The 21,010-nt window shown below is 34.1% G+C and carries 32 protein-coding genes and 1 tRNA gene; 14 read left to right on the top strand and 19 right to left on the bottom strand.

All coding sequences use genetic code 11. The annotated features are described in order from the left end of the window. Positions 1-50: 50 nt before the first annotated feature. The 4 genes from MKY81_RS11990 to MKY81_RS11975 all read left to right on the top strand — a co-directional run bounded on the left by MKY81_RS11990 (position 51) and on the right by MKY81_RS11975 (position 2,174). A complete protein-coding gene (locus tag MKY81_RS11990) occupies positions 51-500 on the top strand; it encodes an OsmC family protein (protein ID WP_108072949.1) in 450 nt (149 codons plus the stop codon). 84 nt (positions 501-584) lie between these two features. Beyond that, positions 585-728, top strand: coding sequence for a hypothetical protein (locus MKY81_RS11985; protein WP_165797719.1), 144 nt, complete (start codon positions 585-587; stop codon positions 726-728). A 116-nt stretch (positions 729-844) separates the two neighbouring features. Beyond that, positions 845-1,825, top strand: a complete 981-nt coding sequence (locus MKY81_RS11980; RefSeq protein ID WP_341117894.1) for a Gfo/Idh/MocA family protein — start codon at positions 845-847, stop codon at positions 1,823-1,825. Positions 1,826-2,003: 178 nt separating this feature from the next. Next, positions 2,004-2,174, top strand: a complete 171-nt coding sequence (locus MKY81_RS11975) for a hypothetical protein (RefSeq protein ID WP_165797818.1) — start codon at positions 2,004-2,006, stop codon at positions 2,172-2,174. A 1,425-nt stretch (positions 2,175-3,599) separates the two neighbouring features. Here MKY81_RS11975 and MKY81_RS11970 read toward each other — a convergent pair. The 6 genes from MKY81_RS11970 to MKY81_RS11945 form a co-directional block, all read right to left on the bottom strand. Further along, positions 3,600-3,758: a hypothetical protein gene (locus tag MKY81_RS11970; RefSeq protein WP_181294718.1), complete on the bottom strand. Its 159-nt coding sequence runs from the start codon at positions 3,756-3,758 to the stop codon at positions 3,600-3,602. Between the two features lie 144 nt (positions 3,759-3,902). Next, complete coding sequence (locus tag MKY81_RS11965; RefSeq protein WP_066227940.1) at positions 3,903-4,802, bottom strand: 1,4-dihydroxy-2-naphthoate polyprenyltransferase; 900 nt, start codon at positions 4,800-4,802, stop codon at positions 3,903-3,905. Positions 4,803-5,166: 364 nt separating this feature from the next. Beyond that, a complete protein-coding gene (locus tag MKY81_RS11960; protein ID WP_341117892.1) occupies positions 5,167-5,289 on the bottom strand; it encodes a hypothetical protein in 123 nt (40 codons plus the stop codon). 29 nt (positions 5,290-5,318) lie between these two features. Further along, positions 5,319-5,468 (bottom strand): hypothetical protein, encoded by a 150-nt coding sequence (locus MKY81_RS11955; protein WP_181294717.1) that lies wholly within the window; start codon positions 5,466-5,468, stop codon positions 5,319-5,321. Between the two features lie 205 nt (positions 5,469-5,673). Then, positions 5,674-5,787, bottom strand: coding sequence for a hypothetical protein (locus MKY81_RS11950; RefSeq protein ID WP_341118779.1), 114 nt, complete (start codon positions 5,785-5,787; stop codon positions 5,674-5,676). Positions 5,788-5,804: 17 nt separating this feature from the next. Then, entirely contained in the window at positions 5,805-6,599 is a 795-nt protein-coding gene (locus tag MKY81_RS11945) for a DUF1385 domain-containing protein (RefSeq protein ID WP_108073435.1), read from the bottom strand. Between the two features lie 656 nt (positions 6,600-7,255). Here MKY81_RS11945 and MKY81_RS11940 point away from each other — a divergent pair. Then, positions 7,256-7,564, top strand: coding sequence for a hypothetical protein (locus tag MKY81_RS11940; RefSeq protein ID WP_108073433.1), 309 nt, complete (start codon positions 7,256-7,258; stop codon positions 7,562-7,564). Here MKY81_RS11940 and MKY81_RS11935 read toward each other — a convergent pair. Next, a complete protein-coding gene (locus MKY81_RS11935) occupies positions 7,544-7,816 on the bottom strand; it encodes a phage integrase SAM-like domain-containing protein (RefSeq protein ID WP_108073431.1) in 273 nt (90 codons plus the stop codon). The genes MKY81_RS11940 and MKY81_RS11935 overlap by 21 nt on opposite strands. 121 nt (positions 7,817-7,937) lie before the next feature. After that, positions 7,938-8,010 (bottom strand) — tRNA-Val (locus MKY81_RS11930). A gap of 166 nt (positions 8,011-8,176) precedes the next feature. Between MKY81_RS11930 and MKY81_RS11925 the strand changes: the two genes are divergently transcribed. From MKY81_RS11925 to MKY81_RS11890, 8 genes are all read left to right on the top strand, one after another. Continuing rightward, positions 8,177-8,866, top strand: a complete 690-nt coding sequence (locus MKY81_RS11925) for an alpha/beta hydrolase (RefSeq protein ID WP_108073699.1) — start codon at positions 8,177-8,179, stop codon at positions 8,864-8,866. A gap of 85 nt (positions 8,867-8,951) precedes the next feature. Then, a complete protein-coding gene (locus MKY81_RS11920) occupies positions 8,952-9,464 on the top strand; it encodes a YjcG family protein (protein ID WP_108073691.1) in 513 nt (170 codons plus the stop codon). 7 nt (positions 9,465-9,471) lie between these two features. Continuing rightward, entirely contained in the window at positions 9,472-9,894 is a 423-nt protein-coding gene (locus MKY81_RS11915; protein ID WP_341117888.1) for a GNAT family N-acetyltransferase, read from the top strand. 90 nt (positions 9,895-9,984) lie between these two features. After that, on the top strand, positions 9,985-10,362 hold the full coding sequence (locus MKY81_RS11910; RefSeq protein ID WP_108073695.1) for a hypothetical protein: 378 nt from the start codon (positions 9,985-9,987) through the stop codon (positions 10,360-10,362). A gap of 140 nt (positions 10,363-10,502) precedes the next feature. Further along, entirely contained in the window at positions 10,503-11,489 is a 987-nt protein-coding gene (locus MKY81_RS11905; RefSeq protein WP_341117887.1) for a sulfonate ABC transporter substrate-binding protein, read from the top strand. A gap of 20 nt (positions 11,490-11,509) precedes the next feature. Then, entirely contained in the window at positions 11,510-12,286 is a 777-nt protein-coding gene (ssuC, locus tag MKY81_RS11900; protein WP_341117885.1) for an aliphatic sulfonate ABC transporter permease SsuC, read from the top strand. Next, positions 12,287-13,063, top strand: a complete 777-nt coding sequence (locus MKY81_RS11895) for an ABC transporter ATP-binding protein (protein WP_108073394.1) — start codon at positions 12,287-12,289, stop codon at positions 13,061-13,063. It begins immediately after the preceding gene. 365 nt (positions 13,064-13,428) lie between these two features. Then, positions 13,429-14,076 (top strand): YitT family protein, encoded by a 648-nt coding sequence (locus MKY81_RS11890; protein WP_244913539.1) that lies wholly within the window; start codon positions 13,429-13,431, stop codon positions 14,074-14,076. 20 nt (positions 14,077-14,096) lie between these two features. On the opposite strand, the gene MKY81_RS11885 is transcribed toward MKY81_RS11890, so the two are convergent. From MKY81_RS11885 to MKY81_RS11840, 10 genes are all read right to left on the bottom strand, one after another. Continuing rightward, entirely contained in the window at positions 14,097-15,359 is a 1,263-nt protein-coding gene (locus MKY81_RS11885) for an MFS transporter (protein ID WP_066231296.1), read from the bottom strand. 96 nt (positions 15,360-15,455) lie between these two features. After that, positions 15,456-15,665, bottom strand: a complete 210-nt coding sequence (locus MKY81_RS11880; protein ID WP_341117884.1) for a hypothetical protein — start codon at positions 15,663-15,665, stop codon at positions 15,456-15,458. A gap of 94 nt (positions 15,666-15,759) precedes the next feature. Beyond that, complete coding sequence (locus MKY81_RS11875) at positions 15,760-16,017, bottom strand: stage VI sporulation protein F (RefSeq protein ID WP_066231303.1); 258 nt, start codon at positions 16,015-16,017, stop codon at positions 15,760-15,762. 170 nt (positions 16,018-16,187) lie between these two features. Continuing rightward, positions 16,188-16,334: a YjcZ family sporulation protein gene (locus MKY81_RS11870; RefSeq protein ID WP_084347620.1), complete on the bottom strand. Its 147-nt coding sequence runs from the start codon at positions 16,332-16,334 to the stop codon at positions 16,188-16,190. A gap of 83 nt (positions 16,335-16,417) precedes the next feature. Next, the gene (gene spoVAE, locus MKY81_RS11865) at positions 16,418-16,774 is read right to left on the bottom strand and encodes a stage V sporulation protein AE (protein ID WP_066231306.1); all 357 of its coding nucleotides are present in this window, start codon (positions 16,772-16,774) and stop codon (positions 16,418-16,420) included. 27 nt (positions 16,775-16,801) lie between these two features. After that, positions 16,802-17,818, bottom strand: coding sequence for a stage V sporulation protein AD (gene spoVAD / locus MKY81_RS11860; protein ID WP_107920754.1), 1,017 nt, complete (start codon positions 17,816-17,818; stop codon positions 16,802-16,804). After that, entirely contained in the window at positions 17,818-18,294 is a 477-nt protein-coding gene (spoVAC, locus tag MKY81_RS11855) for a stage V sporulation protein AC (RefSeq protein ID WP_325948549.1), read from the bottom strand. Before spoVAC ends, spoVAD begins: the two co-directional genes overlap by 1 nt. 16 nt (positions 18,295-18,310) lie before the next feature. Beyond that, on the bottom strand, positions 18,311-18,784 hold the full coding sequence (locus tag MKY81_RS11850; RefSeq protein ID WP_066231313.1) for a YhcN/YlaJ family sporulation lipoprotein: 474 nt from the start codon (positions 18,782-18,784) through the stop codon (positions 18,311-18,313). A 122-nt stretch (positions 18,785-18,906) separates the two neighbouring features. Further along, on the bottom strand, positions 18,907-19,038 hold the full coding sequence (locus tag MKY81_RS11845) for a hypothetical protein (protein WP_258223536.1): 132 nt from the start codon (positions 19,036-19,038) through the stop codon (positions 18,907-18,909). Between the two features lie 70 nt (positions 19,039-19,108). Beyond that, positions 19,109-19,465, bottom strand: a complete 357-nt coding sequence (locus MKY81_RS11840) for a DUF1360 domain-containing protein (protein ID WP_066231316.1) — start codon at positions 19,463-19,465, stop codon at positions 19,109-19,111. A gap of 233 nt (positions 19,466-19,698) precedes the next feature. Here MKY81_RS11840 and MKY81_RS11835 point away from each other — a divergent pair, with 233 nt between their 5' ends. Then, positions 19,699-20,202 carry a CotY/CotZ family spore coat protein gene (locus tag MKY81_RS11835; RefSeq protein WP_066231319.1) on the top strand — a complete coding sequence of 168 codons (504 nt, stop codon included), beginning with the start codon at positions 19,699-19,701 and terminating at the stop codon, positions 20,200-20,202. A gap of 96 nt (positions 20,203-20,298) precedes the next feature. On the opposite strand, the gene MKY81_RS11830 is transcribed toward MKY81_RS11835, so the two are convergent. Beyond that, entirely contained in the window at positions 20,299-20,883 is a 585-nt protein-coding gene (locus MKY81_RS11830; protein WP_341117881.1) for a CotO family spore coat protein, read from the bottom strand. Between the last annotated feature and the right edge of the window lie 127 nt (positions 20,884-21,010).

The following is a 21,010-nucleotide window of genomic DNA, read 5'->3' as shown; positions in this document are numbered from 1 at the left end:
TTATTTTTTCGAATAATCATGTATAATCATTTATGAGGAGGAATGTACAAATGGGAGAACACCGTTTTCATTTATCAGCAAATTGGACTGGTGGAAGAAATAGTGTTGGTGAAATTAATGCCGGAAATTTAAAAACACAAATTTCGATCCCCCCTGAAATGGATGGTCCGGGAATTGGAACAAATCCTGATGAAATGCTCCTTGGAGCTGCAGCAACATGCTATATTATTACGCTTGCAGCAATGTTAGAAAGACGAAACATTCCTGTTGCAAGTTTAACGCAAAATTCAGAAGGTATTGTGGAAGTAGATAAAGGCGTCATTACATATAAAAAAATTATTCATCGCCCAAATGTCGTCTTGAAAAAAGAATGTCCGGCGGATCAAGTAGAAAAAGTGAAGCAGCTAGCAGAACGGGCAGAAAAAAGTTGTATGATTTCAAGAGCTATTCAAGGTAATGTTGAAATTGGTTTAGAAGCAATTGTCGGGATTGAGAATTAACGGATGTAATTAAACTCATTTTTTCTATTCTAAAAATCCCTCCTTCGGAAAAACTATTGATGAATAGAGAAGGAGGATTGAAAGATGAAGAAAAATCAAAAACCGTCAATTGCCCCTGGAATGGACGATGCTGAAGAATTAGATAGAGAGGCTACCCCCGAAGAAATTGAAAAAGGGGAATACACAAATGTAACAACTTTTTCTTGGGATGAAGTAGATCCAAGCTAAAACTTACCACTTTTGGCAGCCGCTAGCTGCCATTTTTTTATTCAAAAAAATGACTGATCCCCGCTAAAAGTGTAAAATGGGTTCATATAACTATATTATACAAGGAGAGAAATCACATGAAATTTGCAACGATTGGAACTAATTGGATTACGTCCACTTTTATTGAATCTGCCCACAAATCCGGAAAACTTACGTTGAAAGCGGTCTATTCAAGGTCTATTAATAAAGCAAAAGAATTTGCTGCAAAGCATTCCGTTCCATTATATTTTAACGATATAACGGAATTAGCGAAACACCCGGAAATTGATATCGTCTATATTGCCTCACCAAATTCATTGCATTTTGAACATGCAAAACTATTATTAGAAAATAATAAACATGTCATTTGTGAAAAACCGATTTTTTCTAATATGAAAGAGTTTACAGAAGCTCACAAAATAGCTAATGATCATGGAGTTTATTTATTTGAAGCTATTCGGAACATCCATACCCCAAATATAAACCAGTTAATGAAGCAATTGCCCAAAATCGGAACGATAAGAAGCGCACTATTGCATTATGTACAGTATTCATCTCGCTATGATGCCTTTTTAGATGGGGAAACTCCAAATGTTTTTTCAACAGAATTTTCCGGGGGAGCATTGGTTGATTTAGGAGTTTATCCACTTTCCGTCGCAATTAAACTTTTTGGAAAGCCATTATCCTATTCATATCATCCAACTATACTTCGAAGTGGTGTGGATGGAAATGGAACTCTTATTCTCCGGTATAAAGAGTTTGTTTGTACAATTATTTGTTCTAAGATTTCTCACTCATATATTCAAAACGAGATTCATGGGGAGACTGGATCAATCCTTATGGATAGCGCAACACCAACGAGTTTAGAGTTGATAAATAATAAAACAAAAGAAAGAAAATCTATTGGTGTAGATCAAGAAGAATTAGATATGATCTATGAAATCGAAACGTTTACCAATATTATCGAGAAGAATGATCAAAAAGCCTATTCAGAACTAACTCAAATTAGTGAAGCAATACTATCAATTACTGAAACAGCTAGAAAGCAAAATAATATTATCTTTCAATCGGATAAATAAATTTTTTCATAGAATCCATGAAACGAGCCGGAACATAGCTAGTTCCACGTTTCACGGATTTTGTGCTGGTATATTATTCACCCGTATTTAAAACGCCATATTTCATTTTCTCCTTCACTTATGGTACATAGTTACTATATAATAATTATGACTATATACTTAGGGAGCGAAAAATACGATGATAAGAGAAGATGAACATTTACTATTTATTAAAGAACTTGGTCGCCTTTTTGAAGATTTCAATCATTGTGAATGTGAAGAAATTCGAAAAGATATTCTTAAGGATATTCAGTTGCTTAGTAATGTAATAAATCCTGATCATGAACTTTCTTTTCGCTCAATTGTCTAAATTTCTTCTTAAAAAAATCATTCATATACTAAACTCAACACTCCTTTTTTAATTCCAAGTGAAAGATTAGCTTTTTTTATAGGAATTTAATACTATTTGATTATTTTATTTTGGGGGAACTCAAGTGAAAAAAATTGCTCTAGGTGCCATCACAATTATCGTCATTCTTGTGCTAATTTTTATTTTTGTGATGGAACTTTACCCTTTTTCTTAAAAATACAAGTACATAACCCGTATATGGCTGCATAAAACGCAGCCATTTTTCATGTGTATTTTTCTTATAAGCATTTCTTCACATTAAATCTATTTTTTCGGTAATACTAAAAACAAATAATAAAAAGGATGATACTATGGAACAAATAGCTTCTATCTTTGCTTATTTTGGTTTTGGTGTGCCAATATTCATTTTTGCTATTACCATCCTAATCGAATTACTAAAGAGAAACCCAATAAAAGAATGAAGAGTTTGGAAAGGATAACATAGATTGATGCACATAATAAAATTAATAGGAGCCTATCTTCCATTTATAGGATTTGGATTCTCATTTAGTGTTTTCATTATTGCTTTCAGTGCAAGTATGATCAATAAAAAGAAAACAAAGAACCAAAATTAGCAAGCGAACAATCTTAACAAATTATTAATATTTATTTAACGAAATATTAGTATCTATTTATTATGATTAGTTTGTATCCGATATAACAGATACTTCCCCCCGAAAAATCCAGCTTGCTGGATTTTTTTGTACTTCAAACCCTATCCAATAACAGGAAGATATAGGTAATGAAAATGATGATTAATAATAGACTGGACTGGTTTTCAGAACCAATCTGATAAGAAAAACTTATTTTGGTTATGAGCTGTGAAGTGAGCGAGATGGGACGATGATAATGCAAATCTTGCAGCTATGGTACAGGTATTGGGGCAAGCGGGACAATGATTACTCGATTCACATAGCTATGGTACCGGTTTAGGGTGAAGTGGTACGATGATTACGCGATTCACACAGCTATGGTACCGGTTTAGGGGTAAGCGGGACGATGATTACGCGATTCACGCAGCTATGGTACCGGTATTGGGGCAAGCGGGACGATGATTACGCGATTCACACAGCTATGGTACCGGTATTGGGGCAAGCGGGACGATGATTACGCGATTCACGCAGCTATGGTACCGGTATTGGGTGAAGTGGTACGATGATTACGCGATTCACGCAGCTATGGTACCGGTTTAGGGGTAAGCGGGACGATGATTACGCGATTCACGCAGCTATGGTACCGGTTTAGGGGTAAGCGGGACGATAGTTGCTCAGAACCCGCTGAAACGGCCCCTCAAAGGTAAGAATCGTGCTGCAAACACCTCCATAAGATCCGAAATTCCCTACCCATTCTTTCTTAGTGTATAGTACCTTCGATTTCCTGAATCGCTTATTTTTTTAGGTGTATGATATTTGGATCCTCAATTTCCAATAGTTCTGTCCTATCATCCCATTCGTCTATTAGGCTTTCCGGAAGCTCTTCTTCCAATTCTTCAAAATTCACTTCTGTCCAACTTCCTTTAATAAAATTGAATAATCTATTTGGCAATTACAGCACCCCATTTATAATAAAATAACCGCTCCACATTAGTATTTAACTTAAAAAACAGTTTTTATCCAAAATGAGATATAAATTTCACCATAAAAAAAGCCCAACTGCATCGCAATTGAGCTTTGGACTCATTTTTAATCACTATTGACCTATAAATAATCCGATGGCCAACAAAAGTCCAAAAAATGTATTCGTTTGTGCTGTCGATTTCATAGCTGTAATCATTTTAATGCCAACTCCACCGCCTACGAATCCTTTAATTGCTTTAACCGGAATCGGCAGACTTAAAAAGACAAAACAAGTCCACGGACTTACAATATTCATCACAACTAATAACAATATCCATAAATAAGCAAGCGCAAATGCAACACCTAATACATAGATTGCATTTTTCCGGCCAATTAAAATGGCTAATGTTTTTCTTCCACCGAGCGTATCTTCCTCTATATCTCGAATATTATTAGCCAAATTGATTGCCCCAACTAAAATTGCAATAGGAATGGATAATAAAACACTTTGTTGATTAACATACCCCGTTTGGATAAAGAATGAAATCAAAATAAACATAGATCCCATACATACTCCAGCAAATAACTCGCCGAATGGTGTATAAGCAATTGGGAGCGGACCACCAGTGTATAAATAACCGATTGCCATGCCAACCACTCCAATTAATGCTAACCACCAGCTGCTTGCCATACAAATATAAAAGCCAAATATAATTGCGATTGCATAGCATAAAATAGCTAAATTCAGGACAGTTTTAGGTTTCATTCCTTCTCGTACAATTGCCCCGCCGATACCAACCGAATCAGCTGTATCCAGTCCCCTTTTGAAATCATAGTACTCATTAAATAAGTTCGTAGCAATTTGTATAAATAAACAAGAAAATAGCATAGCTAGAAAAAGCCAAATATTAATATGATTATAGAATCTTGCAGCAGCTGTACCGATAAGAACAGGTACAAATGAAGCTGTTAAAGTATGAGGACGAGTTAACTTCCACAACACCTTCAAGTTCTTTTTTCGATTCGTGTCCATGATTTTTAATCCTTCCTTTAATCATTCTCACCCGTTCAATATTTTATCATATTTTTCATTCATACGTTATATAAAAAATATAGAAAAACCGTAAATCTAATTTTCATTCGTTTAATTGCGAACGCCAAATTTCCACAAAGAACACTAGCGGCTGATAAAAGACAAAAAAATATCCAGTCATAGACTGGATACAAAAAAGTTTTATAAAAATAGGGGATAAGAAAAGAAAAATCTTATAAATTCATTTTACACACTTTAAAGCGTTAATGCATGAGGATATTAGATTAATACTATTTACCCCTTTTTTATTTATATTTTGTACTGAAATTGTAATTGAGATAGTATCCTAATAAATACAGATGTTTTAGCTATACCTATACCAGTCCCAAAATGTTGATCCTTGAGCAATGATAAACTTTTCTAACCAATTATCAAATTTCATAGGTATAATATTTTCTTCATCTTCAAACGTTACTCCATCCTCCATCCAAAAAAGATGATGTTGCGGTGTAATTACTAGTCTACATCCGTATAGCCGTATCCAATCGGAAACCAACCTTTTGGATAATCCATAACCTCCAAATCTTTAATAATGTCATTAACAGAATTTAATTCGAAACCACCACCATATTCAGGGTCATCATATAACATTGCACCATTATGCATTAATAAAAAATCTATATAGATATTTAAAAAGTCTTTTGGTAGTTTTGTAATTTCATCCGCCGTTGCAGGTTAATAAAATGTAATTCTCAATTTTTCTACATAACCACCTTCTCGTTGAACAGTAATAAGATTATCTTTATCTAATCTACTTTTGATTGTATCAATAGTTATTTTTAATGATGTCATGAACCAATATTCCTTCTAGTTAATAATTTGTCCACCAAGGATTTACTTCACTTCTATGGAATTGCTTTTTTAAGGATATTAAATTTGAATAATCATTTGAACCATAATACTCTCTTGGACGAATGTGATGAATTTCATAATTTCCCGTAATTATTTAATTAATTTATCTATTTCATTTTGCAATTTTATCATTCTATTAAATGCAGCTAATGCTACTTTTAGATGCTCCTTTTTAGGTTTAGATGTAAAAAATAAATATTGAAAAACATAACCGATAATATAAATAGGTTTAAAAAACTTGATCAACATTTTATTTTCTACAATAAAAAGTTCATATGCAATTGAATATGATAAAATAAGTAATAATAGAACATTAATATCATTTATTCTTGGTATAAACAAAAAAATTATAAACACTGTTAAAACAAAAGTTAATAGATTTGTTCCACATGATTCATGAACTCTTGATTGCTTTTGAACATTTAGTAGGTTAAGTTTTTTACCTTGATCATAACAATTCGCAACCATATGTTCTGCCGCATGATATTTTGATACTTCCGTAAATCTAATATATATTGTCAATATTAATACGATTGAAGGTATTATTAATTCAACTGGCACATTAAATGAATATTCCTTTGTAACTAAATTTATCAAAGAGAAATAACTTAATAAAAATGTGACAATTAATGAAATGCAAATTATCAAAAGGAACTTTTTTAATGAAGTAAAAAGTGATGAATAGAAATTCCAAACACCTCTAATAAATGGTATCTTGGATATAAAATATTCAAAATCAAAACCATGGTTTTCTATGTATTCGTACTCATCAAAATCAACATTATCAATAACTTCTATTGTATTATTTATACGCTTTGCAGTTACTGTAACATCGTTTGAACGAAACGTGACCCCATTTAAATGAGCTCTTCCTCCATAATTCATTCATTAGACCCTCACATCCTATTAAAATTAAACTTTTCTTCAACAATGGACATTTTCCGCCTTCTTATATACAAAAAATGTATCATTTTACTTTATTTTGTTATTATATCATTTGTAGATTTGGAAAGTTTACTACTAAACTATATTTACAAAATAGAGGTTACAATAATTCCTCCTTTATATAGTTCATTCGACACAGGAGAAAAGATCCCTCTAAAATTATGGATAAATTTTCATACTGCATTCCCCACTTGCTTTAACACATTCAATATCAGAGGCGAAACTTGGACTAATGCCAAAAAAACAATTTAATTTGTTTTTGGTCAATATTTTCGTAAAAGGAAATAATTCAAGTGAGATAGAATACTAATATTAGGTGATGAAAATGAAAAAAGTTAAAACTAATATAGGGGCTGGCTAATAAAGAAGGATGAACACAATAGGGAATCTTTAAAAGACAGATATGGAAAATTACTTAATACATTATGGTGTACCGGTAATAGTTTCCCTTCAGTACCGGAGCTTTATGATATTGCAGAGCTATTATGTTAAAGTGGATGAACTATACGAAAGGATTGTAGAAAAAACAACTGAAGATATTTCAGTTTTAGAACTTGATGAACCGAATAAAGTACATAAAATAAGGAGTAAGTATTATGAATTTAAATTTTTTATCAGAATTAAGAAATATTCGTATTACACTTGTTGTGCTGACAATTGTTTTAACCCTTTCAACATGTAGTAGGGACAATACTCAAAATATTAATAATGATTCTCAAGAAATATACCCCAAGTTTTCATCTACTAACATGATAGATTTTGGCAATGGTGACTTTGGAGTATTAACCAGTGAATCTGATTATGGAGATGATGTAATTCGTATTTATCATTACGATAAAAAAACAAATGAAGTTACATTTAAAAAGGAACAACCGCTAATTGAATTACAGAATAATGATGAATAGTAATGCAGCCCTGATAAATGATCCTGTTACAACAACATAACCACCAGCTGCATTATTAACTAATCTTTGACAATGGAGAAGATACTTCTTACAAACGTTTGCTGTAATATCTTGAACATTAACTATTTCATTTTCAGAACAATATTGTTGAAACTGTCCAAGAATATTTTTGCAGGCTAGAATAGTAGTAGATGATAAATTTTTAAATTCCCTTTCATCTAAAAAATCTTGAATGGCAAATTTGATAAGCATAAAAAAACCACCTCGCAATTATTTGCAAAGTGGTTTAGTTAGTTGGCAGGAGTTTTTATGACGACCATAACATTTTTAGTTATTTAGAATGTCGCTTGAACCCTTGATACGACTCGGTTTATGACCTGTGAGGGACTTGAACCCCCGACCCCAACCCTGTCAAGGTTGTGCTCTCCCAACTGAGCTAACAGATCGAAATATAATGTAGAACAATAATAAATATATTATGCTTCCTCTCTTCTGTCAACTGTTTTTTGTTGTATAAAATTATTTTCTTTTTTAAGTAGTTCGAAGTAAAATTAAAATAAGTTGATAGGAGGCAGTAAATTGAGTACACAAAAAAGCACGATTACAGAAATAATGTTTGAGAGTAAAGTATTAGGGGAAAATTTAACCGTCTTAGTTTATTTACCTGCGAATTACTCTCCATTGTATAAATATAATTTATTAATTGCGCAAGATGGGAAAGATTATTTTCAACTAGGAAGAATAGCGCGAGTGGCGGACGAGTTGCTGGATAATGCAGAAATTGAAAACGTTATTATCGTGGGAATCCCGTATCGAAATGTCCACGATCGACGAAAGAAATATCATCCAGAAGGTGAACAAAACGATGCATATATTCGATTTTTAGCGCATGAACTCGTTCCATTTTTAGATGAAAAATATCCTACATACCAAGTTGGGAATGGGAGAATCTTAATTGGAGATTCGCTTGGGGCGACCGTTTCATTAATGACAGCTGTGAAATATCCAAATATTTTTGGAAAAGTTATTTTGCAATCGCCATTGGTCAATGATCAAGTGTTACAACTTGTGAAAAATCATCCAAACCCCCATCTGTTAGATATTTATCATATTATTGGCAAGGGAGAAACAGAAGTTACCACGACAAATGGAAGTATTCAAGATTTTTTAACACCAAACCGTGAACTTCATCAATTATTTGAAGAAAAAGGATTTCAAAACTTTTATGAGGAATTTGAAGGAAATCATACATGGAAGTTTTGGCAGCCCGATTTAAAAAGAGCATTAAAACATGTATTATAGACTGATATATAGTTTATTATGTTAAATTTTCCGAAAAATTGTTATAATAATATTAATTAAGTATTTTTTAAGGAGGTAATAACAAATGAAATATGGTATTGTCATGTTTCCATCAAAGAAACTACAAGATCTTGTGAATTCCTACAGAAAAAGATATGATCCTCATTATGCGCTGATTCCTCCTCATATTACTCTAAAACATGTATTTGAATCTTCGGATGATGAAATTAAGACAATTTCGCATAAACTTAATCAATTATCTAAACAGCATCATCCGTTGAAGATTCATGTATCAAAGGTTAGTTCATTTCAACCTGTAAATAATACAATTTATTTCAAAGTAGAGCCGACAGAAGAACTTGAACAATTACACAAACAATTGTATAGTGAACTGCCTGGTGAAGATCCGGAATATTCTTTTGTCCCTCATATTACCATTGGGCAAAAGTTATCAAATGACGAACATTCAGATATTTATGGGCAATTACGTATGGTCGGAATCGATCATGAAGAAGTGATCGATCGTTTTCACCTTTTATATCAACTTGAAAATGGTCAATGGACCGTATATGAAACATATCGCCTAGGAGAGGAATAATTGCACTGTGAAAGTCATTCAAGTAGAAACAGAAGAACAGTTAAACGATGCATTTACTATTAGAAAAAAAGTCTTTGTCGAAGAACAGCATGTCGATGTTGAGGAAGAAATTGATCAATACGAAGAAAATTCGGAGCATTTTGTTTTATATGATGAAAATAATGCGGCCGGAGCCGGGCGTTTCCGAATCCTTGATGGAAAAGGAAAGGTAGAACGAATATGTATTCTGCCTTCTTATCGCGGCAAAGGTGCCGGCAAAATAGTGATGGATGCAATTGAACAATATGCGACGCAGCAAGATGTTCACGTCTTAAAACTTAATGCGCAAACACATGCCATCCCTTTTTATGAAAAATTAGGCTATAAAGTAATATCAGAAGAATTTATGGATGCGGGAATTCCACATAAAACGATGGAAAAACGCATTTAAATGAATGAGGGTATCATAAGATGCCCTCATTTTATTTTTCTTTTATAAAAGAACCCTCTTTAGGAAAACTTACTACTAAAGGAGGATATTATGAAGCTGTTTATTGAATACATACTAGATGAACTTGAACAAATTGGATTAAACAATAATTATCGGGTTTCTCTTTCCTCTTCAAAAAATGAGGAAAATTATGTAAGAGGTGTTATGCAGTATTTTGATCAATACTTCGATATACATTTTATTATTATTTTTAGCCATCCCGAAAAAAATCCAAATTTAAATTATATTTTTTGGATTCTAGACCGAGAAGGCAACAAAAGTTTAACTAATGGATCAGAGAAAAAAGAGAAAAAAACTGACATCATTAAAGAAAAGGCACTAAAAGAAATAAAAATCAACTTAACCGAAGGAGAAGATATTCGCTACCTACTGGAAGAAATCAATCAAATCGTAAAAGGAAATGTATAAAAACCAGTTTACTGGTTTTTTTTGTTGCCTCAATTACTTTTCTCTCCCAACAAACTTTTAAAATTCAGGTACCTAATTATCGCTTTAACATATGTTATATTGAACAATTTGCCTAGGCATTAGCACAATGAAAGGATGCGATGAATCTGAAAAGAAAATATGTATATTTTATCCCATTTTTACTTTTCATCTTATTCATATCAACAATTATGAGTGGGTGTAATAAAGGGAATCCAAAGGCAGCTTCTTCTTCAGATGACAAGGTTCTGCGGATCGGATATCAGAAAAATTGTCCTTTAGTTATTCTGAAAGAGCTCGGTACGTTGGAGAAGGAATTAAAATCTCACGGCTATAAGGTAAAGTGGTCTGAATTCCAAGCGGGTCCAGCACTACTTGAAGCATTAAGTGCCGGCAGTATTGATTTCGGTAGAACGGGCGATTCACCACCAATTTTTGCACAAGCAGCGGGTTCTACATTACGATATGTTGCCTCTGGGATCTCTAAATATCAAGGCTCAGGTATTCTAGTCAAAAATGATGGACAAATCAAAAGCTTAGCTGATCTAAAGGGGAAAAAGATTGCATTTGCAAAGGGTTCAAGCTCCCATTTTTTACTCATTAATGCGTTGAAAAAAGCGAATATATCTATAAACGATATTGAACCCGCCTATTTAGCACCAGGAGATGCAAGAATAGCTTTCGAACAAAATAAAGTAGACGCTTGGGTTGTTTGGGACCCATTTACGGCAGATGCTGAAAAATTACCTAACACAAAATTACTCGTAAATGGCAAAGGGCTAACATCTGATCGCGATTATTTTGTTGCCTCCTCTACGTTTGCGAAGGCCCATCCTGACATTATTAAAGTCGTTTTAAAGGAAGTACAAAAATCGTCAGACTGGGCGAATAGTCATCAAAAAGAAGCAGCCGAGCTACTTTCAAATCTTCTCGGAATTGAGGAGTCCTCCATGCTCAAGGCGATTGAAAGAAGAACATACGGTGTTGAAAAAATAACAGATGAAGTAATCAACGAACAGCAACATATCGCTGATACATTTTACGAATTAAAAATTATTCCGAAAAAAGTAAACATAAAGGAGAATGTCCTCAATTTAAACGAAAACTAGAAACGAAAGGATGCCTATACGTGAAAACATTCATAAAGAAACTAGTGCCTTGGGGAATTCCCGTTCTAATCGTTGTATGCTGGCAGTTTTTCACAAAGTTTCACATCTTGTCTACCAACTTTTTACCAGCCCCTTCCGATGTGTTTGTGGCGACATTTCATTTAATCAATAACGGAGAGTTATTTCATAATGTATGGGTTAGTTTATGGAGGGCTTTACTTGGTTTTTTCATTGGTGGAAGTATCGGTTTTATCCTCGGACTGTTGAATGGCATCTTTCGAACGTCTGAAACATTATTAGATACTTCGATACAAATGCTGAGGAATATCCCACATCTTGCCCTCGTGCCGTTAGTGATTCTATGGTTTGGAATTGAAGAGGAGGCAAAAATATTTCTCGTTGCGACTGGTGTTCTATTCCCTATATATCTTAATACCTATCATGGTATAAAAAATGTCGATAAGGGATTAATCGAAATGGGAAAAAGTTATGGACTAAAAGGTTTCCCCCTCTTTGTTCACATCATTTTCCCTGGCGCCCTTTCCTCCATTCTTGTCGGTGTCCGTTTCTCTTTAGGGATTATGTGGGTGACACTTATTGTAGCAGAAACTATATCTTCTACTTCGGGAATCGGCTATATGGCGATGACCGCAAGAGAATTTATGCAAATGGATATCATTGTATTAAGCATTCTTCTATATGCCTTATTAGGAAAGGCATCCGATATCATTGCCAAGTTTTTTGAAAAAAAATGGCTTCAATGGCATCCAAACTATCAACAAAGGAGGATTGATTAAATGAGAAGCAAAGTCAAAAAAGGTTATTTAAGACTTACACATATTAATAAAAGTTATAAAAATGTAGCAGTTTTAAAAAATCTTAGTCTCACAATTCAAGAAGGAGAATTTATTGCGATTGTTGGTAAAAGCGGATGTGGAAAAAGCACATTACTTCGTCTCTTATCAGGTTTGGAAAAGCCGGATAGTGGAGCTATAGAAATAAGTGGTAATAAACTAGAAAAGTTAAATCACGAGTCTCGATTAATGTTTCAAGACGGTCGCTTACTCCCTTGGAAAACGGTTGGCGAAAATGTAGCATTAGGTCTCACCCGTGAATCGAGTAAGGAAGTTAAAGAAGTTCTTCGCAGCGTTGATCTTGATAACCGGATTCATGAATGGCCTGAAAAACTTTCCGGTGGGCAAAAACAGCGCGTAGCACTCGCACGGGCTCTCATCCATAAACCACGTCTTCTTTTATTAGATGAACCATTAGGAGCACTTGATGCATTGACAAGATTAGATATGCAAGGTCTAATTGAGCAAATTTGGTTACAAAAAAAATTTACTGCACTTTTAGTTACCCATGATGTGGAAGAAGCGGTTTCGTTAGCAGATCGGGTAATTATTCTTAAGGATGGGAACATAGCAATGGATGTAAAAGTTCCATTACCGAGACCAAGACCTAGAAGCCATTTAACATTTCAAAGCATTGTTGAAATGATACTAAATGAAATTTTAGGAATTCCAAAAAAACATACCCAAATTATCAAAAAATCGTATGAATCCTTTGTTTAATTGTAAATAGGAACAAAAGCGCAAGCGCCTTGCTCATCGACGTAAAAACTGGAGGGACTTTGACTGAGATAAAGGAAACACGATGAGCCTGAAAGGCGAATCGATGTTGACTTATCGTAGGGAAAAGTCCTGAAGTTTTCTAGTCGATAGGCGCTGGAGCTAGACGTAGACACTTTATATAACAAAGTTATCCACAATGCGTAAAATTTATAATTTCCGCTAAACACACAAAAAGGCAATCCGAATTGTAAACTGATTGCCTTCTTGACTATTTTAATTTGTTTAACAAAATCGTTCGAGTCATATGGAGGATAAAAAATACATACATATTAACGAACAAATATTTTGTTACAGGACTGGTAGTATTGATAAAAAATAATTTCCGTAATGTACGAAAAATTTCCGAAAAATATTTCTACATCATTCTCGGATCAATTATTCAAGGATTTTCCATGGGATGTTTTCTTTTTCCGCATTTTATTCCTTCCGGAGGCGCAGGTGGGATCACAGTATTGCTTAATTATTGGTTCGCGCTCCCAATGAGTATCGGACTTTTTATCATTAACGCCTCTATGTTATTAATTGCTGTACATTATTTAGGTACTTCAAGTGCAATTGGAACATTAGTAGGGATCACGGGTACGTCTATAGCCGTTAATTTATTTGAAGTTTATGTTCCTTTTTCTTTCCAAAATGTTTGGATAGATCTTTTTATCGGTTCTGCTACTTTAGGAATTGGTGTTGGATTATTGCTTAGACAAGGGGTTTCACATGGAGGAATCGGAATTCTTGCACTTATTATTTCAAAATTAAGAAAAATCCCCCCAGGGAAACCATTATTTTTAATAAATGGGGTAATTTTTATCATTATTTCCTATATTATTAGTTGGCAAATTGTTGTACAAGCCATTATTTGTCAATGGTTTTCCACAAAGGTTATTGATTGGATTTTTCATCTCCAAGTTCCACCGAATATCATATCATTTTTGCAGCCACAATATCGAAAAAAGTAGAAGCAATTGATTTCACACTATTATCTACCTTCAACCGGTTGTAGGCTAGTAAAGTTGTTACTTTCCTTTTTATTTTTCGACTTTGCTCCCTCTTTGTTTGGATGTATGAGTAGTAAAGCTAACAGACCAACAACAAAAGTTAGACTAGCTATTGATAGAAACATACCTAGTTTTGACCACTCCATAAGCCGACTAAATACAGGTGGACCAATAGCAACCCCTAGAAAACGCACAGAACCATACAGTGAAGTGACAAAACCTCTTCTTTGAGCACCTACTGCATTTGTAATTAAGCTATTTATACATGGGAGCACAAATCCTGTACCTAAGCTGCTTAATGCAAGAATGGAAATAAAGAGAACCAATGGTTTAATAAAAGTTAAAAGTCCATAAGATATCGTCATAAATAAAAATCCTAAAACAATTAACTTTTTCATTATCGGCTGGTTTTTCCCTATTTTACTACCTGTAACATAAGACGTTGTACACATAACCAATAAAGGAATAGCTAGTATTAATCCCTTTATTACACCATTAATATGATGCTGTTTTTCTAAAACATCAGATAAATAAAATAAAATTCCAAATAATGTGAATAGGCAAGTTGCCCCTGCTAAATAGGTTGTAAATAGCCAGCGTCCTTCCTCTTTATAAACGGAAAGCAGACCTTTTACATATTTTCCAAATGGAGGCGGGGCCTTTTTCTTTGATTTCTCTTTAATAAATATCCACGTTAAAAGGATCGAAATGACACAAATAGCGGGAAAAGCAAAAAATACTCCGTACCACGCTAAAATAGCAATTAACGAACCTAATATCGGTGATAGCACCTTCCCAAATCCGTTTGAAGCTTCTATTAGCCCTAATACTCGACTTTCTTGTGCACCTTTAAAGAGATCCCCTGCAAGTGCCATAGCAATCGGTGCTGTTCCTGCTGCACCAATCCCTTGTAAACTTCGGCCGATTAATATCCATACAAATGCATGTGAAAACCATGCAGATGCAAAACCGGCTAATAATCCGCCGATTCCGTATAGAAATAATGCAGGGACAATAATAACTTTCCTGGAAAATCGATCTGATAGGTACCCTAGTATTGGGATAAAAATAGCCGCAACGATTGAAAATACGGTAATCGTTAAACTTACCTGTAATTGTGATAGGTGGAGCTCCGATTTCATTTTTGGCAAAATCGGTACAAGCATGGAGTTTCCTAATGTCATAATTAATGGAATCGATCCAATTGCTATTACCGTTAAATTTGATGGTTTTTTCTCAGACATGACAACTCTTCCTTCCAAAAAGCTTTACATGTCTTAGAATCTCCATCCGCTTGCATATTTATCAAACCTATATTTTACAAAAAACGAATTTGACCATTAAATATATTTGTTAATGATTTTTCCCTTTCCTGTAAGGTCAGCTATCGTTTTTTGAACTAAATTATTTTTAGTTTGTGATTCTTTTTGGTTTGGTGGGTTTGAAATCTTTGAGGTATGATGTAACTTGATATAGTCTTTCGGTTTCTGATACATACGGATTTTGTATTGAGTATAAGCTTCATGAACTAATGGTAAACTATATCCCATGACAATCCTCCTTCATCATGTATCCATCTTTACCCTAAAACATTCTATAAAAACATACGAAAGACCTGCATAAAAAATGCAAGCCCTTCTGAAATTATTTTTTATTGTTAATCATTTTTGAGATCGTATTCATATCAATGTTTTTGCCATCTTTGACAATAGAATTGACCATTTTATCTTCCATTTCTTTTGAAACGGGTTTATTTGCAATTTGTGAAACCCTTTGAATGATGCCACGAACCGTTTTTTCATCTTTAAAATTTGCGTTTTGTAAAGAATTGGCCAATTCAAAGATTTCTTTCATATTCACACCCGTTTTTTTCTCAATATTTTTAAAAAAATTATTTTCCATACTTTTTCTCGCCCTCCCTTTCAACTACATTATGTTATGAAAGAAGGATTAAAAAGGTGAAAGACAATAGCGGACGAGATTAAAAACAACGATTGTCATTACCTTTATGTACAAAAAAATAAGATGAAGTAAAACAATTTGTTTTACCCCATCCTTATTCTAATTTTATATTAGCAAAAGCTTGCTCCTACGATAATTAACAAAATAAATAACACTACAATCAATACAAATGTGCTTCCGCCGCCAAATCCACCGGCGTAGCCATATCCGCCATAACCACAGCCGCCTACACAACCGTATCCGCCGTATCCGAACATTTACTCTCACCTCACTTATCTGTTTTCACTAATAGAATATGTTAGGTGTGATAAATGTGTATGGGCACTAAAAAAGAAAAGGGTTATCCTTTCGGTTTAAATATCAATGCACCAATAAATCCAAAAATGATGGCAGCGGAAATTCCCGATGAAGTAACCTCAAACATACCGGTTAACACTCCGACAATCCCGTGTTTATTTGCTTCATTCATTGCACCTTCGACAAGTGAATTCCCAAAGCTCGTAATTGGAATCGTTGCACCCGCTCCTGCAAAATCAATTAATGGTTCATACAACCCAAACCCCGATAAAACAGCTCCGATAACTACCATTAAACTTAATGTATGACCCGGAGTTAATTTGGCAACATCAAATAATAATTGACCGATTAAACAAATGATCCCTCCAATAATAAATGCCCAAAAAAACATTGCTAACATGTTAAATACCGCCTTTCTATTCAATATTTACATATACTCAATGGAAACCGCATGAGCGATACAAGGGATTGTTTCCTTTTGTTGAAAAGACAATGGGGAAAGTAATGCACCAGTGGCGACAACTAAAATTCGTTTGTACACACCTTTTTTCATTTGATTTAATAAATGCCCATATAATACAGTTGCAGAACAGGCAGGTCCACTTGCGCCGGACTGTACTGGCTGGTCTTTTTTATAAATTAATAACCCACAGTCATTAAACTTATCTTCATTAATTTTAAGTCCCTTTTGCTGAAATAAATCTAAGGCAATATTCCGACCAATAGTTGCCAAATCCCCTGTAACGATAAGATCGTAATAAGAAGGATCAATTTGCAAATCTTGAAAATGTCTTTCGATTGTATCAACCGCTGCAGGAGCCATCGCCCCACCCATGTTAAAGGGATCAGAAATACCGAGATCAATTACTTTTCCAATCGTTGCAGATGTAACCCTCGGATGTGGTTTTGTTTCATTTATACCGGATGAGACTAATGCAAATCCTGCACCCGTTACTGTCCATTGGGCAGTTGGAGGCTTTTGTCCGCCATATTCAGTTGGATATCGAAATTGTTTTTCCGCTGATGCATTATGACTCGACGCTCCTGTAATGATTTTTTCTGCCCCTTGATAATTAATAATAAATGAAGCAAGTGCAAGTCCTTCCATAGAGGTTGCACATGCGCTAAATAAGCCAAGATTGGCAATTTGATTAGTTCTAGCAGCAAAGCTTGACGGTGTAATTTGATTAATTAAATCACCTGCTAAGAAAAATTGAATTTTTTCTTCCTTTAGTCCTGTTTTCTTTAAAATAATGTCCACTGCATCTTCTATCAATACTCTTTGCGCTTTTTCATATGAATCTTGCCCCATCCAAAGATTGTCATGTAACTTATCAAAATCATCTGCAAGATTTCCATTTTTCTCAAATGGGCCGCCAACAACCCCTGTTGAAGAAATAACCGGATGATTGGCAAATACCCACGTTTGTGAGCCCTTTAACATTACAATCCCCCCCATTGAATAAGGATCGTTTTAATTAAAGCAACAACAAATGCTGAAAACACACCAAAAACAATGACCGATCCGGCTAATTTAAAAATATTACCTCCTACTCCTAAAACATAGCCTTCAGTTTGATGCTCGATAGCTGCTGAAATGACAGCATTGCCGAATCCTGTAACAGGCACAGCACTTCCGGCACCTGAAAATTGACCAAGCTTGTCATACATTCCAAACCCAGTTAACAACATAGCAAAAAATACCATTGTGGCAACCGTAGGATTTCCGGCAGTTTGTTCGGTAAAATTAAAAAAGTAAATATAGAAATAGGTTACTGCTTGTCCAATGACACAAATTAAACCTCCAATAAAGAATGCACGAATACAATTTTTTAGAAGTGGACGCTTAATTTCATGCTTTTTTTCTAATTGATCATATTGAATTTGTTGAGGCGTTTTCGTCTTATTTATATTTGCCATTTAACACACACTCTTTCTATGTTAATTCTTCCGTTAATTTAATAATTTCGTTAAATCTTTTTTTCGCTTCTTTTTGAGAAATCGTTCGATCACTGATTGCTTCTTTAAGGCGAACCGATTCAAGAAATATTTTGTAATCACTTGATACGATAAATTTTTTTTTCGGAAAATGATGTTTCAGTTGTTTTTGAAGATTTTTTTCAATTCTTTTCATTTTAAAGCGATAAAAATGTTTCACCTTATATGCAACAAGAATCCTTTTGTCGCCTTCAATGACTGCGGCATCATATATCGCCTTGTTTTGCAACACCTCATTTTTTACTTGCTCTGAGATAGAGCGTTCTTGTTGATCCCTTATCTTTACCGGAGCAGGCTGTGTCGTTTTCATTAAAGCTAAACGACTTTCTTTACTATCGTGTTCGTGACTGCACCCCATCATTATTAGAACGATGATTAACAACCAAGTTTTTATTAGCAATGAATTTTTCATCATAATTCCCCTCAAATTAATTTCGTAGCTACCATTATTTTTAACTGAAATATTTTAATTATGATATGGAAATTAAAGGTAGGAAAAATGAACGTCAAAAAAAATAACAGGCGATATGCCCGTTATTTTTTCTTTTTCTTACCGCAACCGCAGCCACCTTTTTTGACCAAAGTCCCTGCCCCTTTGGAGTTTACTTGATTTTGTCCTAATTGATAATTTGGTAATACTGGAATTTTTCCATTTTGTTTCTTCAATTCACAACATCCTTTCTAATATATAGCCCCATATTTTATATTATGTTGTAAAAAACGGGTTGTTCGTGCACTAGTCTAGGATTTTTGTAATAATCGATTCAATGATCCCCGCGATTCCTGCAATAGCAAGAACAATGATGACCGGTTCGACTACAAATGGCCACATTAACCATGTCACATACAAGACAAACGAGCACCAAACGCCGGTACACCAATAACAGCTCAATAACTCACCGATCCAAGCTCTAATCCCTGTTCCTTTTATTTGAATATACGTTGACATATTTCCTTCATCATCAGCCATTTCTACTTCATTATGAAAAGGTTTCCGTATAAACGCGGTAATACTATCCGATACAATTAACCGAGTTAACCGGAAACTTGCTAAACCGAATATTATTAATAAAAACCAAGACGACTGTATCATTCAACATTCCCCTTTTATGAAAACTCCTTCATCCATCAGACTATGTAGCTCCCCTAGTTTTACTAGGCAAAAATCTAGTAAAACAGGAGGAATTCGAATCCTTATTGGTATATAGGATAAAATCCTATGCCTATTTTTCAAAAAAAGCCAAGACATTCGTAACAAATTGAGGTCATTTTCAATATTCTATTAATGTGATGTACATTACAAAAAATTAAGGAGTTGAAATTTAAATGAGTTACAGAGATCATGATGATCGCTTAAATTGTGTATGCGATGTAGTAAACTTTATAAATGATTTACAAGATGCTGCTGAGGAAGATGAAAACAATTGCCCAACCAATTGTTTAAACCCAGTGTTAGGTGCTAATACAAATAACAAACATCACCACAGAAAAAACACACGTCCATTCATTCTCTTTACTGAAGATGGTAATCCATTCGAAGCATTCTTTAAACCAAATGAAGGTTGCCATGACTGCCCATGTGATAAGGATGGCAAAAAGATTCATGACAAAATTGATTTCTTCTGTAAATCAATTTTCTTTAGAGTCGAGAATGTTGAAGGGTGCTGTGCAGTATTACGTGTATTAGAACCTGAATGTACAACTAGCCCTTGCCCGCAAGTTGACAGACCACAAGAAAATTTAAGGCTTTCAGATTCATGTATTACAGTCGATCTGAGAAAATTCATTGCCATTCAATGCTTAGATGACATTCATTTACCAGGCTGCTAACAAGAAAGAAACTTAAACAAATGATTGATTTCCATTCAAATATTCTTAGTATTTATTTACGGAAAGTCGATAAGAATGAGCTTATCGACTTTTCCTTTATTTTGTAAAAATTTTAATATCTTTGATTTCTGCTTCATTTAATTGAATTGGATGCTCGCCCATTTTCAATTGATCAAATACAACGATTCCATCCCTATAATTTAAAACAACACCAGTATAATTATTGTCTTCCGTCTGGATTTCAACAATTACTCTAGGAATATACCCAGGCTTATTAACTAAAAAATATATCTTTTCAGTTACATTCATTTCTCTAAACGATCTTCTTTGATATCCTGTATTTTGCTGCGGAGAATTCTCAATCATTGTGTGCATTGTTTTTCCGTTTTCAGGTACTTCTTTTGAATTACCTTCAATTTGCTCGCCTTTGATTTTTTCATCTTCATTAACTGGATCACCGTTTATTTCTTTGCCACGATCATTTTCATTGTCCAATTCAGTGTTTAATTCACTATCATCTTCAATTTTGGGTGAAGCAATTGCTTCCAGTGTTTCACTTTCTTTTGTTGAAATCTTACTTGAAAAAGTCGTCTGCATATTCACTGATACGGGTTTCGATTCTGGTTGGATAATATATAAAAGAGGTTTTCTTTTTTCATAATGATCTTTACTAGTACTCAAACAAGGCACCTCCGTTCGAAATAAGTAAATATTACATTTTATTTGTATGCAATAAAATGAGGAAGGTGCCTATATGGATTAAATACAATTTAAGGAGGTATTCGTTAAATACTGTCTTAGTATATAT

The sequence above is a fragment of the Heyndrickxia sp. FSL W8-0423 genome (assembly GCF_038009395.1).
Lineage (GTDB): Bacteria > Bacillota > Bacilli > Bacillales > Bacillaceae_C > Heyndrickxia > Heyndrickxia sporothermodurans.
This window is presented reverse-complemented; position numbering and strand designations above follow the sequence as displayed.

Excerpts from the sequence above, each read along its gene's own strand:
- MKY81_RS11850 (WP_066231313.1), bottom strand. The coding sequence starts at position 18,784 with ATGAAAAATTCATTGCTAATAAAAACTTGGTTGTTAATCATCGTTCTA.
- MKY81_RS11975 (WP_165797818.1), top strand. The coding sequence starts at position 2,004 with ATGATAAGAGAAGATGAACATTTACTATTTATTAAAGAACTTGGTCGC.
- MKY81_RS11880 (WP_341117884.1), bottom strand. The coding sequence starts at position 15,665 with ATGGGATATAGTTTACCATTAGTTCATGAAGCTTATACTCAATACAAA.
- MKY81_RS11905 (WP_341117887.1), top strand. The coding sequence starts at position 10,503 with ATGAATCTGAAAAGAAAATATGTATATTTTATCCCATTTTTACTTTTC.
- MKY81_RS11910 (WP_108073695.1), top strand. The coding sequence starts at position 9,985 with ATGAAGCTGTTTATTGAATACATACTAGATGAACTTGAACAAATTGGA.
- spoVAC (WP_325948549.1), bottom strand. The coding sequence starts at position 18,294 with ATGGCAAATATAAATAAGACGAAAACGCCTCAACAAATTCAATATGAT.
- MKY81_RS11925 (WP_108073699.1), top strand. The coding sequence starts at position 8,177 with ATGTTTGAGAGTAAAGTATTAGGGGAAAATTTAACCGTCTTAGTTTAT.
- spoVAD (WP_107920754.1), bottom strand. The coding sequence starts at position 17,818 with ATGTTAAAGGGCTCACAAACGTGGGTATTTGCCAATCATCCGGTTATT.
- MKY81_RS11980 (WP_341117894.1), top strand. The coding sequence starts at position 845 with ATGAAATTTGCAACGATTGGAACTAATTGGATTACGTCCACTTTTATT.
- MKY81_RS11835 (WP_066231319.1), top strand. The coding sequence starts at position 19,699 with ATGAGTTACAGAGATCATGATGATCGCTTAAATTGTGTATGCGATGTA.
- MKY81_RS11940 (WP_108073433.1), top strand. The coding sequence starts at position 7,256 with ATGAATTTAAATTTTTTATCAGAATTAAGAAATATTCGTATTACACTT.
- MKY81_RS11920 (WP_108073691.1), top strand. The coding sequence starts at position 8,952 with ATGAAATATGGTATTGTCATGTTTCCATCAAAGAAACTACAAGATCTT.
- MKY81_RS11935 (WP_108073431.1), bottom strand. The coding sequence starts at position 7,816 with ATGCTTATCAAATTTGCCATTCAAGATTTTTTAGATGAAAGGGAATTT.
- MKY81_RS11965 (WP_066227940.1), bottom strand. The coding sequence starts at position 4,802 with ATGGACACGAATCGAAAAAAGAACTTGAAGGTGTTGTGGAAGTTAACT.
- MKY81_RS11990 (WP_108072949.1), top strand. The coding sequence starts at position 51 with ATGGGAGAACACCGTTTTCATTTATCAGCAAATTGGACTGGTGGAAGA.
- MKY81_RS11985 (WP_165797719.1), top strand. The coding sequence starts at position 585 with ATGAAGAAAAATCAAAAACCGTCAATTGCCCCTGGAATGGACGATGCT.
- MKY81_RS11945 (WP_108073435.1), bottom strand. The coding sequence starts at position 6,599 with ATGAATTATGGAGGAAGAGCTCATTTAAATGGGGTCACGTTTCGTTCA.
- MKY81_RS11955 (WP_181294717.1), bottom strand. The coding sequence starts at position 5,468 with ATGCATAATGGTGCAATGTTATATGATGACCCTGAATATGGTGGTGGT.
- MKY81_RS11895 (WP_108073394.1), top strand. The coding sequence starts at position 12,287 with ATGAGAAGCAAAGTCAAAAAAGGTTATTTAAGACTTACACATATTAAT.
- spoVAE (WP_066231306.1), bottom strand. The coding sequence starts at position 16,774 with ATGTTAGCAATGTTTTTTTGGGCATTTATTATTGGAGGGATCATTTGT.
- MKY81_RS11960 (WP_341117892.1), bottom strand. The coding sequence starts at position 5,289 with ATGGAGGATGGAGTAACGTTTGAAGATGAAGAAAATATTATACCTATG.
- MKY81_RS11885 (WP_066231296.1), bottom strand. The coding sequence starts at position 15,359 with ATGTCTGAGAAAAAACCATCAAATTTAACGGTAATAGCAATTGGATCG.
- MKY81_RS11840 (WP_066231316.1), bottom strand. The coding sequence starts at position 19,465 with ATGATACAGTCGTCTTGGTTTTTATTAATAATATTCGGTTTAGCAAGT.
- MKY81_RS11870 (WP_084347620.1), bottom strand. The coding sequence starts at position 16,334 with ATGTTCGGATACGGCGGATACGGTTGTGTAGGCGGCTGTGGTTATGGC.
- MKY81_RS11875 (WP_066231303.1), bottom strand. The coding sequence starts at position 16,017 with ATGGAAAATAATTTTTTTAAAAATATTGAGAAAAAAACGGGTGTGAAT.